The organism is Pseudoalteromonas sp. SR43-5, assembly GCF_014163835.1.
Taxonomy (GTDB): Bacteria; Pseudomonadota; Gammaproteobacteria; order Enterobacterales; family Alteromonadaceae; genus Pseudoalteromonas; species Pseudoalteromonas distincta.
The window spans coordinates 42,886-57,802 of record NZ_JACJEA010000013.1 but is presented as its reverse complement, the minus strand read 5'-3'; the positions used below and the strand labels follow the sequence as shown (position 1 = coordinate 57,802).

11 protein-coding genes are annotated in these 14,917 nt (G+C 40.3%); 7 read left to right on the top strand and 4 right to left on the bottom strand.

The features are described 5' to 3' along the window. Window positions 1-4: 4 nt before the first annotated feature. Window positions 5-1,306, bottom strand: coding sequence for an MGH1-like glycoside hydrolase domain-containing protein (locus H5090_RS09570; RefSeq protein ID WP_182695563.1), 1,302 nt, complete (start codon window positions 1,304-1,306; stop codon window positions 5-7). A 196-nt stretch (window positions 1,307-1,502) separates the two neighbouring features. Here H5090_RS09570 and H5090_RS21010 point away from each other — a divergent pair, with 196 nt between their 5' ends. The 4 genes from H5090_RS21010 to H5090_RS09550 all read left to right on the top strand — a co-directional run bounded on the left by H5090_RS21010 (window position 1,503) and on the right by H5090_RS09550 (window position 8,206). Next, entirely contained in the window at window positions 1,503-3,944 is a 2,442-nt protein-coding gene (locus tag H5090_RS21010) for a TonB-dependent receptor domain-containing protein (RefSeq protein ID WP_182695562.1), read from the top strand. 197 nt (window positions 3,945-4,141) lie between these two features. Then, complete coding sequence (locus H5090_RS09560) at window positions 4,142-5,722, top strand: sodium:solute symporter (RefSeq protein ID WP_182695561.1); 1,581 nt, start codon at window positions 4,142-4,144, stop codon at window positions 5,720-5,722. A gap of 10 nt (window positions 5,723-5,732) precedes the next feature. Continuing rightward, window positions 5,733-6,974, top strand: coding sequence for a glycerate kinase (locus tag H5090_RS09555; RefSeq protein ID WP_039488287.1), 1,242 nt, complete (start codon window positions 5,733-5,735; stop codon window positions 6,972-6,974). 74 nt (window positions 6,975-7,048) lie between these two features. Further along, window positions 7,049-8,206: an ROK family transcriptional regulator gene (locus H5090_RS09550; RefSeq protein ID WP_002957728.1), complete on the top strand. Its 1,158-nt coding sequence runs from the start codon at window positions 7,049-7,051 to the stop codon at window positions 8,204-8,206. Between the two features lie 285 nt (window positions 8,207-8,491). Here the strand turns inward: H5090_RS09550 and H5090_RS09545 are convergent, their stop codons facing one another. From H5090_RS09545 to coaBC, 3 genes are all read right to left on the bottom strand, one after another. Further along, window positions 8,492-11,260 carry a prolyl oligopeptidase family serine peptidase gene (locus H5090_RS09545; protein ID WP_182695560.1) on the bottom strand — a complete coding sequence of 923 codons (2,769 nt, stop codon included), beginning with the start codon at window positions 11,258-11,260 and terminating at the stop codon, window positions 8,492-8,494. Window positions 11,261-11,400: 140 nt separating this feature from the next. Beyond that, window positions 11,401-11,988: a nucleoid occlusion factor SlmA gene (slmA, locus tag H5090_RS09540; protein ID WP_004335558.1), complete on the bottom strand. Its 588-nt coding sequence runs from the start codon at window positions 11,986-11,988 to the stop codon at window positions 11,401-11,403. A gap of 111 nt (window positions 11,989-12,099) precedes the next feature. Next, the gene (gene coaBC, locus H5090_RS09535) at window positions 12,100-13,293 is read right to left on the bottom strand and encodes a bifunctional phosphopantothenoylcysteine decarboxylase/phosphopantothenate--cysteine ligase CoaBC (RefSeq protein ID WP_154903588.1); all 1,194 of its coding nucleotides are present in this window, start codon (window positions 13,291-13,293) and stop codon (window positions 12,100-12,102) included. A 144-nt stretch (window positions 13,294-13,437) separates the two neighbouring features. Between coaBC and radC the strand changes: the two genes are divergently transcribed. The 3 genes from radC (at window position 13,438) to rpmG (ending at window position 14,790) form a co-directional block, all read left to right on the top strand. Beyond that, on the top strand, window positions 13,438-14,112 hold the full coding sequence (gene radC / locus H5090_RS09530; protein ID WP_007581936.1) for a DNA repair protein RadC: 675 nt from the start codon (window positions 13,438-13,440) through the stop codon (window positions 14,110-14,112). A 274-nt stretch (window positions 14,113-14,386) separates the two neighbouring features. Continuing rightward, window positions 14,387-14,623 carry a 50S ribosomal protein L28 gene (rpmB, locus tag H5090_RS09525; protein ID WP_004335549.1) on the top strand — a complete coding sequence of 79 codons (237 nt, stop codon included), beginning with the start codon at window positions 14,387-14,389 and terminating at the stop codon, window positions 14,621-14,623. Between the two features lie 11 nt (window positions 14,624-14,634). Then, complete coding sequence (gene rpmG, locus H5090_RS09520; protein ID WP_004335545.1) at window positions 14,635-14,790, top strand: 50S ribosomal protein L33; 156 nt, start codon at window positions 14,635-14,637, stop codon at window positions 14,788-14,790. Window positions 14,791-14,917: the final 127 nt, after the last annotated feature.

Sequence of the window (14,917 nt, the reverse complement as noted above, 5' to 3'; positions counted from 1 at the left end):
GTTATTAGTCAAGTAGCCAATGTAATGCAATTGCAGCTGTCCACGAGAAATCTTTACCACCACAGCCTGCACCTGTTTCTGGGTTAAAATATTCGTAGTAGCCTGACTTAACAACTAGGTTGCGAGTGTCATCTTGAATTTTGTCAGCCGTTGTTGCAAAGCCTGCTTCTTTAAGGCCTATGGCTATCATCCAGTTGATGTGTAACCAAATCGGGCCACGCCAGTAGCGTTGTGGCTCGTATTTTTCCTCTTTAGGGTGAGTAGAAGCCACACTAAACTGGCTTGACTCAATAAAATCTTCGGTGGCTGTATTAATTATTTTAGTTTGCTCATCGCTTGTTAAACCTGCATATACAGTTAATAGCGCGGCTGATGTTTTAACTTTAGCCAAGCTGTTAGTTAATACATCTCTGCAGTAAAAGTACTGGCTTTGTTCACACCATAAAGTATTTATGGCTTGCTCTGTTATTTGTAAACGCTGTGCTAAGTAATCAGTGCGAGCATCGTTTAAGCCAAGCTGTTCACCCATTTTGAGTAAATCTTTGGTTGCACGGTGCAAAATAGCAATAATACCTAGGTCATTCATTTTGTACGGACAGGTTTCGTAGATTATTTTGCTGTCAAAGTTGTTACGTTTGAAAAAGTCTACAAGGTATAAAAATCGGTCGTATTCACTTTTATGTGGACGCTGAGAAGAATCTACATGACTTGTATCACGGCGCGTATATTCCCAATCTACACATGGCACAGCATGAAGAGCATCATCCCACGATGGGCTGTTATCCATGCCCGATTCCCACGGGTGGTAGGTTACTACTAAACCTGTTTTTTCAGGATCTCGGTCGTTGTACCACCATAAATGATAATCAACTACTTGTGAAAATAACGCTTTAACTTTTTGTTCTGCAAGTGCTTTATCTTTCGCGCTGGCAAGCATTTCTTTCATTACGGTGGCGACTACTGGCGGCTGTGAAATAGATGTACTTTTAATTTTTTTATCCGAACCCCATACGTCAGGACCAGGAAAATAAGTATTAGAATCTTTATGAAACAAGATGTGCGGCACCATGCCATCATCCCATTGGCCTGAAAATAACACATCAATTTCTTGCCATGCGCGGCTTTCGTCTGATTTCATCCAGCCTAGCGCTGTAATGGCTGAATCCCAGTTCCACTGAAACGGGTATAGGCCATGTGTTGGTACTGTATAGCCACCTAAGTCGTTTGCTATAAGTGTTTTAGTAGCAAGGTCTGCAAGCGATGAAGCCGTTGCTGAGTCAATTTTACCGCTGTTTATAGTAGTCATATTGGGTGCTCTTTGTGTGTTATTTCCGATTTGGATAATATTAAAGCACTCATTATGGGTTGTAAATGTTTTTTTTCTGTGCTTAAATCCTGTTCGAAGTAACAAAAAACTAACATGTTTACTTGATTATTTCGGCTTTGCTTAGCCACACTCTAAGTAAATACACACAGACAACTAGCACAATTGGAGAATACCCGTGAATAAAACAACGATCGCCTCTATTGTATCTTTATGCCTCGCACAGGGCGCTTATGCAGCAGAAGAAGCTGCACCAGATACAGCAAAAAAAGCTAACAACGTTGAGCGTATTATCGTCTCTGGTACCAGTAAAGGGCGTGTTATTTCAGACACTCCACAATCAGTAACATCTATTAGTGAAGACGAGCTGGTGAAGCTGTCTTCAAGTAGCCAAGCGGATGTGCTTCGCTATATTCCGGGTATTAAAGTAGAAGGCGGTGGCGGTGAAGTCGCTACTAACCTACAAGTAAGAGGCTTACCTTCATCGGGTCAGTTTCAGTTTACGCCACTGTCGTACGACGGTTCACCTAGTTTGAGTGTTTTTGGTTTAAACTCATCGGCGTTTGATGTGTATTACCGTAATGATTTGGGTATTGAGCGCGTAGAGTTTGTGCGTGGTGGTGTATCTAATTTATTTGGCCAAGGTTCTGTGGCCGGCATTATTAACTATATTTCTAAAACGGGCAGTGATGATCCGCAAAGTACCGTACAAATGGAGCTTTCTGACCAAGGGCGTACTCGCTTAGATTTTGCAACGAGCGGTCCACTTAACGAAGACGGCTTATATTATGCGCTTTCTGGTTTTTACCGTTACGACGAGGGCCCTTTAGATACAGGCCTTGAGACTAAAGGTACACAGTTGCGTGGTAATATTCGTAAAGAATTTAATGATGGCTCTGGCTCATTTACTGTTTACGGACAGTACATTGACGACCAAGCTCAGTTTTACTTACCTATTCCACTTGATGGCGACAGCCGCGAGCGCTTAATTGGTAACGATGGTCGTGAAGTCGAATCACTGCAAACGGCGCAAGTATCTAACTTAACGTACGATACAGCAAATGGTCGTTATGAATCGCCAATCAGCGATGGTGTAGTTACTAAAGGTGGCTCTATTTCAGTAGTGTTTGAAAAAGAACTCGCTAACGATTTTGCCATTAATATGCGCAGTAAATACGCTAAATACCAACACGAATTTAATTTATTTTTAGACGGCGACGGTATTATTAATGTACCTGAAAGCCAAGACGACTTCTTAGCTAACAGAGGGCTAGGTGATGCAAGCGGTGCTGAGTTTTCTTATGTTAATTCAGGTGTCGCACTTGCAAGTGATGACTTACTATTTGCTAACCGTATTTTAGACCGCGACCGCCCAGCTGAAGATTTTTCTGCAGAATTTAATATCATCAAAAGTATTTTTGTAGGTGATTTTAGCCACGATATTACAGTCGGTACATTTTTCTCGCACAGTGAAGCCGACGACGATAACGTTATTACAACTTACTTAGGTGAGTTTAATAACAACCCTCGCTTAATCGACTTAACGTATACCGATGTTAATGGCGATGAGGTTCAGTACACTCAAAATGGTATTAGTGGCCCAGGCATTTCTTATACTAACCAAACCATTAGCGCTACCCGCAGAGCATTGTACGTAGCGGATCAAATGGAAAGTGACGATTGGATTTTTGACTTTGGTGTTCGCTACGAAGAAATTGAAGGAAAAATTAGTCGTGAAGGCAGCCAAGTAGTTCAGATTTCTGATGATCCAACGCTTGCACCTAACTTACAAGTTAACACTACGGGCAGTGGTGTAATGACTTACGGCGAAGTCGACACGTCTGAATTTGCTGTATCAGGAGCGGCGTTATATCGCTTAACTGATAATTTAAATGTATATGCCAATGCATCTCGCGGGTTTTTCTTCCCAGAAATTAGAGGTATTCAGTTTAATGATTTAGGTGAGCCTGCCAGCTACGAAGCTGAAATTGTTGAGCAAGGCGAGCTAGGTGTTAAGTTTTTTGATAACGACTTTAGCGGCAGCATTGCGTTATTTAGAACTGACTTAAAAGACAGACGCAGCGTAGACTTTGTAAATGATGGTAATGGGGGCGTATTAGAGCTGCCAGTTATGCAATCAACTAAAGCAACGGGTGTTGAGCTTACCGGTCGTTACGATATTACCGATGAGTGGGCTGTTGATGCCAACATGACCTATACCGATCACGAATTTACTGAATTTGACTCAGACCCTTCTATTATTGGTAACGAATTACGTCGTAAACCAAAAATACTATTTAACTCATCTATTAGCTACACCGCAGATAACTGGGATGCATCGATTTACCATAACTTTACCGGTAAAAACTTTGCAAATGACTCAAACTCGGTAGAACTTGATTCATTCCACTTATTTAGATTTGATGCAGGCTATAACTGGCAAGTTGCACCAGAGCAAACAGTACGCTTAAGCGTTGGGGTATTTAACCTGTTTGATTCTGACGGTGTTACTGAAGGTTCGCCTCGTCTAGGTAACAGCCAAACGGCAGATAACCCATACTTTGTAGGTCGCCCAATTCTCCCACGACGCGTTACTTTAAGAGTTAAATACGACTTTTAAATAAATGCTTTATGCCTATTAACTCACTTTGGGGTTAATAGGCTTTTTGCATTGTGATGCATTTTTCAGCTAAGTTAGCTACAGGTTTATCTTTTTGACTAGGCTCGTTTATTCAAAAAGGTAAGGGCAGGTAGCCGTTTGGTATTTTAATTTTGAAAAGGCGCAGTGTTTTCATATTGTGAATACGCGAATAAATTATGAATATATTAGATTTTTCAATAGTTGCTCTTTATCTTGGTGCCTTATTGGTAATGGGATTTATGCTACGCGAACAAACCAACAAAAGTGATTACTTTTTAGGGGGTAAAAGCTTAGGTTGGAAACCTTTGGCTTTGTCGGTAATGGCCACTCAGCTTTCGGCTATTAGCTTTATTTCGGCTCCTGCATTTGTTGGTTTGCGTGAAGGCGGTGGTATGCAATGGCTCTCGTATGAGTTGGGTGTTCCGCTGGCGATGATTTTAATTTTAGCGACTATTTTACCCAAGCTTTATAAAAGCGGCATTGTCAGTATTTACGATTATTTAGAAATGCGCTTTGGCCGCTCAACCCGTGTGCTTATTAGTGTGGTGTTTCAATTTAGCCGTGCGTTTGCCACCGGCATTATGATTTACGCGGTATCGCTTATTTTACAAGGCACCATGGGAATAGAAGCATGGCAAGCTATTGTATTAACGGGTGTTATAACCGTTTTGTATTCACTGCAAGGTGGGATGAAAGCTGTAGTGTACGGTGATGCAATTCAAATGATCATCATTGTACTGGGTACTATGGCTTGTATTGGATTTGGACTATATCACTTAGGTGGGGTTGATACCTTTATTGCCAATGTTGATTCGAGCCGATTAGAAGCGATTAAGTTTGATTCATTTGGTTTTAGTGGTGATGGCTTTGGCTTTTTACCGATGATTTTTGGTGGTGTGGTACTTTACGCTTCTTACTATGGGTGTGACCAAACGCAAGCGCAACGTGCGCTCAGTGCAAAAGATCCTAAAAACCTACGCTACATGATTTTAGCAAATGGTGTAGTGCGCTTCCCTATTACTATTTTATATTGCGTGTCGGGTTTAATTGTTGGCACTCTGGCAATGAGTAACCCTGAATTTTTAGCAAAAATTCCAGCAGATAACCCTGACTGGATGATGCCTATATTTATTTTAGATTACCTACCGCATGGCTTAATTGGTTTATTGGTTGTCGCTATTTTGTCGGCAGCGATGTCGTCACTTAGCTCTGCAATTAATTCACTTTCGGCGGTAAGTATTGAAGATTACAGCCGTATATCTAATAAAGAGCTAGACCAACCATCTTACTTAAAGTTAGCTAAATACTTAGGTTTAGCATGGGGCGCAATTACCTTAGTACTATCACTTTTTGCCGGTGACATTGCGCCGACCATTATTGAAGCTATTAACAAAGTCGGCTCGTTATTTTATGGCCCAATACTGGCGGTATTTTTAGTTGCTGTATTAAGTAAACGCAGTGCTGCATTGCATGCCAATATTGGCTTAATTAGTGGTGTATTAATTAATTTGTTGGTGTCGGTATTTGCGCCAGATATTTTTTGGTTTTGGTGGAACTTTATTGGTTTTGTAAGCGCTGCGGTGATTATTTATGTTACGAGTCGTTTAATTCCAAGAGAAGTAAACGAAGTCACAAAAGTACAAAATGCCGAGACCGTATCAAACTCAATTTTAACTGGCAAAGATATCGTTATGCTACTTAGCATGTTTATTGTGATGATATTAATTTGTTTAGCTATTCCTTCAATTTTTTCGTGAGCTGTGACTAATGGATTCTAAAAAGTCGTTTTTAATTGATTTATTTACCACGGCGGTAAATGCCTGTAAACCAAGTGCTTGCATGAGTAAGTATTTAGAAAATATAGATGCAAGCAAAGGTTTGTGTGTAGTAGGGGCGGGTAAAGCCGCCGCTGAAATGGCCGCCGAAGTTAATCGCTTTTATGGTGATAAATGTTTTGGCGCAGTGGTAACGCGTTATGGCTACGAAAGTAGCGGTGATACTGGGCGAATTAAAGTACTTAGTGCAAACCACCCAACACCAGACGATAACAGCTTAGCTGCTGGCAAAGAGTTATTGGAGCTTGTAAAAAATAATCCGGCTGATATTCCTATTTTGTTTATTATTTCGGGGGGCGGTTCGTCGTTGATGTGCCTACCTGTTGATGATGTGCCTTTTTCACAAAAGCAAAAGCTTAATCAGTTTTTACTTAGAAGTGGTGCAAGCGTTGATGAAATAAATGTAGTGCGTAAGCAGTTGTCACTTGTTAAAGGCGGTAAGTTAGCGCAGGCCGCTAAGTCGGATTATGTTACGCTCATTATTTCAGATGTAGTAGGGGACAAACCAAGTGATATAGCATCAGGCCCTACTATTAGCGATGGCAGTACTAAAGCCGATGCACTGGCTATTTTACAAAAGTACAATTGGCCGGTAATAGCAGAGGTTGAAGCGCATTTATTAAAACCAGAGCAAGAACGAGTTGCTGACACCGTGGGGGAGTACTTTATTGTTGCAAATGCGCAGCATGCTATTGATAGCGCAATAGGTGTTGCACAGCATCAAGGCTGGGAAACCCAGGTACTAGGGTATGATATTCAAGGCGAGGCTAAAGAGGTTGCAAAGCAACATGCGGCTATCGCTCTTGATCAAAAAGCCCAAGGCAAGCGCGTTATGTTGTTCTCTGGTGGCGAGCTTACCGTAACCGTTGCTGATATTTATGGCGATGGCGGGCCGAATCAAGAATACTTAATGGCGTTGGCTGAGGCACTTAATGGCGAAGCGGGTATTTACGCACTTGCTTGTGATACCGATGGTGTAGATGGTAGTAAAGATGTAGCGGGTGCGTATATAAATAGCAGTACAATTGCTCGCGCACAAGACGCTGGCGAAAACTTACACGCACAGTTAGAAGGTCATAATAGCCATCAGTTTTTTAAAGCCATTGATGATTTAATTATTACTGGGCCAACTAACACAAATGTGAATGATTTTAGAGTGATAGTGATTGAGTAGGCGCAGTTTGCCCACTTGTTCTTTATAATGGTTTCACGTAATCTTGTGCTCCAATTTTGTTAGGGTTAATACCTATGTTTTCGTTAAACAACAGTAACTTATTACGCTCTGGTTTTGAGCTTGGAAAAGGCGAAAAGCTATTTCAAGATATTGAGCGCGATATTATAAAAGTGGTGTTTTGGGAAAAGTGCGTAACTCAAAGTCATATTGTGAGCGCAACTCGTATTCCACAGCAAACTGTGTCGCGTTTACTTAAGTCGTTAACCCAACACGGTGTAATTGTACAAACTGATACGCTAATTCCTAATAAAAAAGGTAAGCCTGGGTTTGGCATTGCCCTTAATCCCGATTACGGATTTACCTTTGGCTTAGCTATTTTGCTTGATGCTATTTCGCTTGCTGTAATGGATTTTACGGGAAAGGTGGTTTACACCCATATGCAGCTAATGTCGGATATGAGCATTAATAATGTGCTTAAATGTGCACAAAAGCTGGTAGAAGATATAAGCGCTGAGCGTGACATTCCAAGTGAAAAAGTACTGGGAATGGGCGTGGGTATCTCTGGCTTTTTTAGCTCAATGGATGGGAAAATGAATACCCACCATATGCTAGAAGAGTGGTCGCAGGTTGATATTATCGATATTGTGTCGCAGCATTTTCAACTCCCTACTTGGGTTGTTAACGATGCTACAGGTGCAGCCGCAGGTGAGGGTGTTGCTGGTATTGGGCGCGAGTATAAAAACTTTGTTTATATGTTTGTGTCGGCCGCATTTGGTGGCGGTATTGTAAATAATGGTGACGTACTGCGCGGTACATACGGAAACGCAGGTGAGCTTGGCGACATGCTACCGCCAAAATTATATGCCCACCCCAATCTTGAATTACTAAAACGTATTTTGAAAAAAAATGGCGTAGCGGTTACTTCTATTTACGACCTGCATGACAACTTTGACCCCGATTGGCCAGGTGTTGAAGAGTGGCTGTTTAAAGTTCAAGACTCATTTGATTTAGTGGCAACCTGTTGCTCTGCATTATTAGATGCTGAAGCGATTATTATTGGTGGCCATATTCCAAAAGAGTTGGCTGAAAAAGTTATTGCACGAACTGAGGTTTATGCACAATTTAGACGTGGCGCTAAACGCCCTATGCCAAAGCTGGTGGTATCTAATATTGATAATTTTCCGGTATCAATTGGCGCAGCCACATTGCCATTTAGAGAGTTGTGTTTGTAGCTTAATACCAATCCGCAATAATACTTAATCATTTTGCGGGGCTAAACGTGTCGCTACCTGCGTTAAAAAATTCTCATTTACGACTGCATGGATGCAGAAGGTAGAGCAATGCAGGAGCAATTGCCGAGAACAACTAAATATCGAATTTTTTGCCTAGCTATCAACACGTTTTTCCAGCCTCAAAATAGCTTATTTAATTAAGCGAATTGGTATAAGAAATACAAATTTTAAAAACAAAAAAGCCGATATTGTTTTATGCAATATCGGCTTTTTTGTGTGGGTTATTTACTCTTCAACGAATGCTTCGCCTTGTGTCATCCACTTAGCAGCAGGTTTGCCTTTTAAGTAATGATCAAAGTACTGCATCATACGTACTGAAAAATCGACCTGATTAGGAAACTTTTTCAAGTGGTGTGGTTCACCTTCGTATTGTAAAAAGGTTGCATCTTTACCTGCGCGACGAAGCGCTAAGTAGTACTGCACGCCTTCGTGCCAAGGCACTGCATCGTCTTTATCGCCAAACATAATTAAAATAGGGGTATTTACTTTATCTGCAAAAAACACCGGTGAGTTTTCTATGTACAGCTCTGGTGCTTCAAATAAGTTTTTACCTATACGGCTTTGCCCTGTTTCGTATTGAAACTGACGAGCAAGACCTGATTTCAAACGTATGCCACTGTAAGCACTTGTCATGTTTGATACTGGCGCGCCAGATACAACCGCTTTAAACATATCTGTTTGGGTTATCATAAACGCACTTTGATAGCCTGCCCAAGAGTGACCTTGTAAGCCTATTTTATCTGGGTCGGCTATGCCTAAATCTATTAATTTTTGGGTGGCGTTGATCATGGTTTGCGTTGACGATTTACCCGGGTGACCTATTTCAAAACGAATATCAGGTAAAAATACCGCATAACCGTTTGAGGTAAACATAGGGAAATTAGGGCGATGGTTTAATTCCATTTTTGGAAAATCAAACATGCGTTGACTCATGTAACGGTAAAAATACACAACCACAGGCACTTTATCGCCTTTTTTATATCCCGCAGGTTTTATTAGTACGCCTTGTAAGTCTTCGCCATCAAAACCTTTATAGCTTATTAGTTCTGGCTTTTCGCTCCAGGCAAAATTACTAATTTGTGGGTTTAGCGTGGTCACTTGTTTTGGTGAACTAAAGCTAAAATCTGTTTGGTAGTAATCAGGAAATTGGCTATAAGTTTGCGAGGTAAATAAGTACTTGTCAGCCTTTTTGGCTTTTTTAACCATATCAAAGCGTTTATCACCGCTAAGCACCTTAGTTAGTGTGTTAGTGGTTAAGTCGAGCTTTGCAACTTCGCTTTGTTTAGTTTGTAAGTTAATAGCAGAGACAAGTAATGTATCGCCTTTTTTAAAGCCCACTTGGGTTTTATCAAGCTTAATAACACGGTACTGCGTATTGCTTTGCTTACCATTAGTTAGGCGTTTAGCTTGCTTAGTTTTTACGTCAAACGCCCAAATATCGTATTTACTATAAGCAAGCACTTGGCTGCTATCGGTCATCCAACCAGCAAAACCATAACCAGGTTGAGTAGATGGGTAGTCGTGTTTATCATCAGCAAAGGTTGCCTGAATCGCTTTTGTAAGCGGTGTTACTTTATTATTTTTTAAATCTTTTAACTGTATTTGGCTATCGCTAAAATAAGCTGCAAACTCACCATTAGGGGCAAGGCTCGGTGTAAACGGGTAGTTACTTATAATTGGAGTTTGTTTACCGGTGTGTATATTTACTGCAAAGTAATCAGCAAAAAAACCGCCGTACATAATTTTTTTTAGGTAGGGGATGTTAGATGAGCCAAGTAAAGATATATCTCGCTGAGGGTTTAGTGCAACCTCAGGCATGTTTGGTGTACTAAGTTGCGCAACTTTTTGCGAGTTAACGTGATACACCGCACTGTAATGGCGATTTTTATTAACTTCGTTCCATTGTTGCTCTTCACGTGGTTTTATTTGCGCATCGTTGTTGTGCCATACATTAAGACCTTTATGCTCACGTATGGTATCAAAGTCGTACAATGAAGCTTCGTCGGTATACTCTTTAGCTTTTACTTTAGCTGCTAATTTTGGATGGTTTTCAAAATATAAGCGCTCGCCATTTTCTGACCATTCAAGGGTGGCTGTTTTCCCTAACGTCCATGTTTTATTAGGTGAATCTATAGTTGAGAGCTTCTCGTTTTTATATAGCTGTAAAGTGTAGTTTCGGCGGCGCGTGTCATCATTTACATAGTTACCCAATGTAAACGCTGCAATATTGTCAGTGGGGTGCCACGCTATTTTATTTGCGATTACGCCCGGTTCATCAATTAATACGCTGCTATTAAAGTCACTGAGCTCAATTAACGCTATTTGGTTGTTATTACCATCGCTGTAACTTTGACTCACTAATAGCTGGCTGTTAGCTGAGTTAATAGCGTAGCTAAATACGTTTTCTATTGTATGAGTGCGTTTATCAGATAAATTTACGATAACAAGCGCATAGCTCTTATCTTTTTTATCGGGCGTGATAGCGTTGTCTTCTTCGTTTTTAGTGCTATCGGTTTTATCTTCTACTTTTGCGTCATCGTCTTTTTTATTTAAACGATAAGCAAGCCACATACCGTCATCAGATAACGTGTAATCTTTTACATTAGCAAAGCTTTGTTGGGCACCTGATTGTGTGTTTACGAGTACCAGATTGTTTTTAAGTGTGTCTTTTTTTTTGGTTGTTTCTTTTTCAAGTAAGGTAGGTACTTGTGTAAAGGCGACCCAGTTAGCGGCTTTATTAATATGAGGCTTAGTGCCGCGTTCTACTTCTGCGATGAGTGTATTGCTTTGTAGTGAGTAAACTTGACCAGTTGCATTTCCACGATACGGCGTTGCACTAAAAGTGAGTACTTGACCATTGTCAGATAGTTGTGTGCTTTTAGCTGATTTAAAACTAAATACGTCTTTAAATTGTAGCGATTCTTTGGCGTGTATGCCGGTGCTAGTTAAGCTGGCAACGAGTGCCGTGCTTAATAAGGTGAGTTTTGTTTTCATTATTGATTCTCGTATTATGACATTGTTTCATTGTAACGAGTTTGGTTCATAATTCGAGCGGATCAGATAAATGGCAGCTACATACGACAAAACGACCCGCAGGTCGTTTTTTAGTATTCAATTTATTAATTTAGCAAACATTACAGCCAAATTTTTTGTAGCTCAAGCCATTGTTTTTCAAATTGAACACTAGGTTTTGCTTTAAAGTCGCTACGTACAAACTGATTCATTTTGCCTTCAACGTAGGCAAGTAAAAAGTTTGCAAGTGTAAGCTCATCACTTTGAAAGTTTTTACCTTCACGTAATTTACGCTCACGAAGTACTTGTTTAAACTGAGTTTCTAGTTTTTCAAACAAGGTTTGTACACGTTCGCGTAAACGTTCCTGCTCACCTTGCAGAGCATCGCCCGTTAAAATACGAGTAATACCTGGGTTTTTTTCAGCAAAGGTTAAAAGTAATAATAGAATGTTATAAATGCGCGTTTGGCTTTCTTTTTCGTTTTCAATAATAATATTTATACGAGATAAAAGGGTATCTTCAATAAACTCAATTAAGCCCTCAAACATACGCGCTTTGCTCGGAAAATGACGGTATAGCGCGGCTTCAGACACACCCACCTCAGCAGCTAGTTTTGCTGTGGTGATGCGTTGTCCTAAATTAGTTTCTAACATTTGTGCGAGTGCTTGCAGTATTTGCTCTTTGCGATTACTTCTTTTTGTCGCAGGCATGAACATTCCTTTTTATTAGTTATTCTTAGTGGCGCAGTTAAGAACCCTAGTCATTTTTTGTTCAAATGATTGGCGTATGTTAATGTTTTATTCAGTTTGTTTCCAGCCTTTTTATAGGTGTTTAGCCAGCTGTTCGATCACCTTGCGAGCTATTTCTACTTTACTTGTTGTTGGTAATTCTAGTTGTTCATTGTGCCAGTACAGTGTTAAAGCATTATGATCGGAATTAAACCCTAAGCCACTTTTTGATACGTCATTAGCGCAAATCATATCTAGATTTTTATTTTGTAGTTTACCTTTAGCATAGCTTTCTACATTTTGAGTTTCGGCGGCAAATCCAACCGTATAAGGGCGGTTTTGTGTAAGGTTTGCAATAGCTGCAATTACGTCAGGGTTTTTAGTTAAAGTAAGGGTGAGTTCGTCGCCTTGCTTTTTCATTTTTTGAGTCGCAATGTTTGCAGCTCGATAATCCGCAACAGCAGCGCAACCTATAAAAGCATCAGATTGTGATGCATAGGTAAGTGACTCAGTTAATAGCTCCTCAGCGCTTTCTATATTAATAAGGTTTACGCCAGTTGGGGCTTTTATAGTGACAGGGCCCGAAATTAAATTAACCTTAGCACCGAATTGCAAAGCTGCTTCTGCTAGTGCATAACCCATTTTTCCAGAACTGTGATTTGATATAAAACGTACCGGGTCGAGAGGCTCACGCGTTGGGCCTGCCGTTATTGTAATTGTTTTTCCTGCAAGTAATTGCGGTTGCTCTTTTGCTATACATAGCGCAACTAGCTCATGTGGCTCTAACATGCGTCCAGCGCCTATATCACCACAGGCTTGCTCACCTTTACCTGGGCCCCAAATAAGTACGTTACGTGCTTTTAATGTGGCTAAATTTGCTTGTGTAGCTGCGTGTGCATACATTTGCTGGTTCATGGCAGGTGCTACAGCTACTTTTGCAGGCGTTGCTAGCAGTAACGTCGTTAGTAGGTCGTCAGCAATGCCGGCTGCCATTTTTGCAATAATATTGCAGGTCGCTGGGGCAACTAAAATTAAGTCAGCCCATTTTGCAAATTCAATATGCCCCATTGAAGCTTCGGCAGAAGGGTCTAGTAATGAGTCAGAGACTGTTTCTCCACTAACGGCTTGCATGGTCAGTGGTGTAATAAAGTGTTTAGCTGATTCAGTCATAACTACTTTTACTTCACAACCAGCGTCTTTTAATCGCCTAACGAGTTCTGCGCATTTATAAGCTGCAATACCGCCGGTAATACCTAGTACAATTTTTTTGTTTGTTAAGTTAGTCATGAATGTTCATCAGTTTTTATTAAATATTGGGCTTAAAATAACAAATCTTTACCCGTACAGCGAAGTTTTTTAATTCGAAATAACAGGCTAAATTTTAAATTTGCATTACATTTATAAGACACTTTCGCCTCTCAAGGATGAACAATGCAACTTACTTCACTTCCAAACTCACTTCGACCTCGTGAAAAACTCATCGCGAAAGGAGCTAAAGCGCTTACTGATGCTGAGCTCCTTGCCATATTTTTACGAACAGGGTTACCAGGAATGAATGTAATTGAGTTGGCTCAGCATCTATTAAATGAAAATAAAACCCTACATAATTTGTTTAATGCCAGTATTGAGGAGTTTTGCTCTCAAAAGGGGTTAGGGACCGCTAAGTATGTGCAGCTACAAGCTGTATTAGAGCTAAGCCAACGTTATATGCAGGAGCGTTGCCAACGAGATGCAGTGTTTAATTCGCCTAACTCAGTTTATGACTATCTAACAATTCAAATGCGAGGCTTGCAACAAGAAGTATTTATGGTGTTATACCTAGATAGCCAAAATAGATTAGTAAAAGACGAAATACTTTTTTATGGCACAATTAATTCTGCCAGTGTTTATCCGCGTGAAGTGGTAAAGGCTGCCCTTAAAAATAATGCAGCCGCTGTTATTTTTGCGCATAATCACCCAAGTGGTATTGCAGAACCGAGCCAAGCAGACAAACTTATTACTAATAAATTGCAGCAAGCACTGCAATTGGTCGACATAAGTGTGCTCGATCACATCATTGTTGGTGGAGAAACCTGTGTTTCGTTTGCCGAGCGAGGCCTGATTTAGCTTTGTTAGACACATAAGTGTGTTAAAAATGAGCTGTTTAACGTGTTTTGGCAAATTAGTTTAATTTAAATGCAGTTTTTACTTTCCCTAAGGGCATTCGATCTTTATAATTAGCCGCTATCAAATTTACATATATGAGCTGATTGGATAGATCAGTGTTTGATCTTTGCCTGTAAAAGCTGTATAAAGAGCGCCCTTCGATTTATCTCTAGGGCGGAAATACACGGCCTTAGATTAAATTAAGCTCGAGCGAAGTTATTGGAGATATATAGACATGTCTAAAGTATGTCAAGTTACAGGTAAGCGTCCAGCGGTTGGTAATCACCGTTCACACGCGAGAAACGCGACTAGACGTCGTTTCCTACCTAACCTACAAACACACCGTTTTTGGGTTGAAAGTGAAAAACGTTTTGTAACATTACGCACTACTACTAAAGGTATGCGTATTATCGATAAAAAAGGCATCGACACGGTTCTTACAGAAATCCGTGCTCGCGGCGTTAAAGTTTAAGGATCTGAATCATGCGCGATAAAATCCGTTTAGTTTCAACTGCCGGTACTGGTTTTTTCTACACTACTGACAAAAACAAACGTAACATGCCTGAGAAGATGGAAATCAAAAAGTTTGATCCAAAGATTCGTAAACATGTTCTTTTTAAAGAAGCTAAAATCAAGTAATTTTAGTTCTTCTTTTAGAATTTAAAAACCCAGCTTAGGCTGGGTTTTTTGTTTTTAAACTATGATTAGCGAATTGACATAAAAAAACCTCGTTGGCATAACCAACAAGGCTTTTAAATCAAAAAAT

What these genes read in the sequence shown, in the direction of transcription:
- rpmB (WP_004335549.1), top strand. Translation starts at nt 14,387, where the DNA reads ATGTCTAAAGTATGTCAAGTTACAGGTAAGCGTCCAGCGGTTGGTAAT.
- coaBC (WP_154903588.1), bottom strand. Translation starts at nt 13,293, where the DNA reads ATGACTAACTTAACAAACAAAAAAATTGTACTAGGTATTACCGGCGGT.
- H5090_RS09545 (WP_182695560.1), bottom strand. Translation starts at nt 11,260, where the DNA reads ATGAAAACAAAACTCACCTTATTAAGCACGGCACTCGTTGCCAGCTTA.
- H5090_RS09560 (WP_182695561.1), top strand. Translation starts at nt 4,142, where the DNA reads ATGAATATATTAGATTTTTCAATAGTTGCTCTTTATCTTGGTGCCTTA.
- rpmG (WP_004335545.1), top strand. Translation starts at nt 14,635, where the DNA reads ATGCGCGATAAAATCCGTTTAGTTTCAACTGCCGGTACTGGTTTTTTC.
- H5090_RS09550 (WP_002957728.1), top strand. Translation starts at nt 7,049, where the DNA reads ATGTTTTCGTTAAACAACAGTAACTTATTACGCTCTGGTTTTGAGCTT.
- H5090_RS09570 (WP_182695563.1), bottom strand. Translation starts at nt 1,306, where the DNA reads ATGACTACTATAAACAGCGGTAAAATTGACTCAGCAACGGCTTCATCG.
- H5090_RS09555 (WP_039488287.1), top strand. Translation starts at nt 5,733, where the DNA reads ATGGATTCTAAAAAGTCGTTTTTAATTGATTTATTTACCACGGCGGTA.
- radC (WP_007581936.1), top strand. Translation starts at nt 13,438, where the DNA reads ATGCAACTTACTTCACTTCCAAACTCACTTCGACCTCGTGAAAAACTC.
- slmA (WP_004335558.1), bottom strand. Translation starts at nt 11,988, where the DNA reads ATGCCTGCGACAAAAAGAAGTAATCGCAAAGAGCAAATACTGCAAGCA.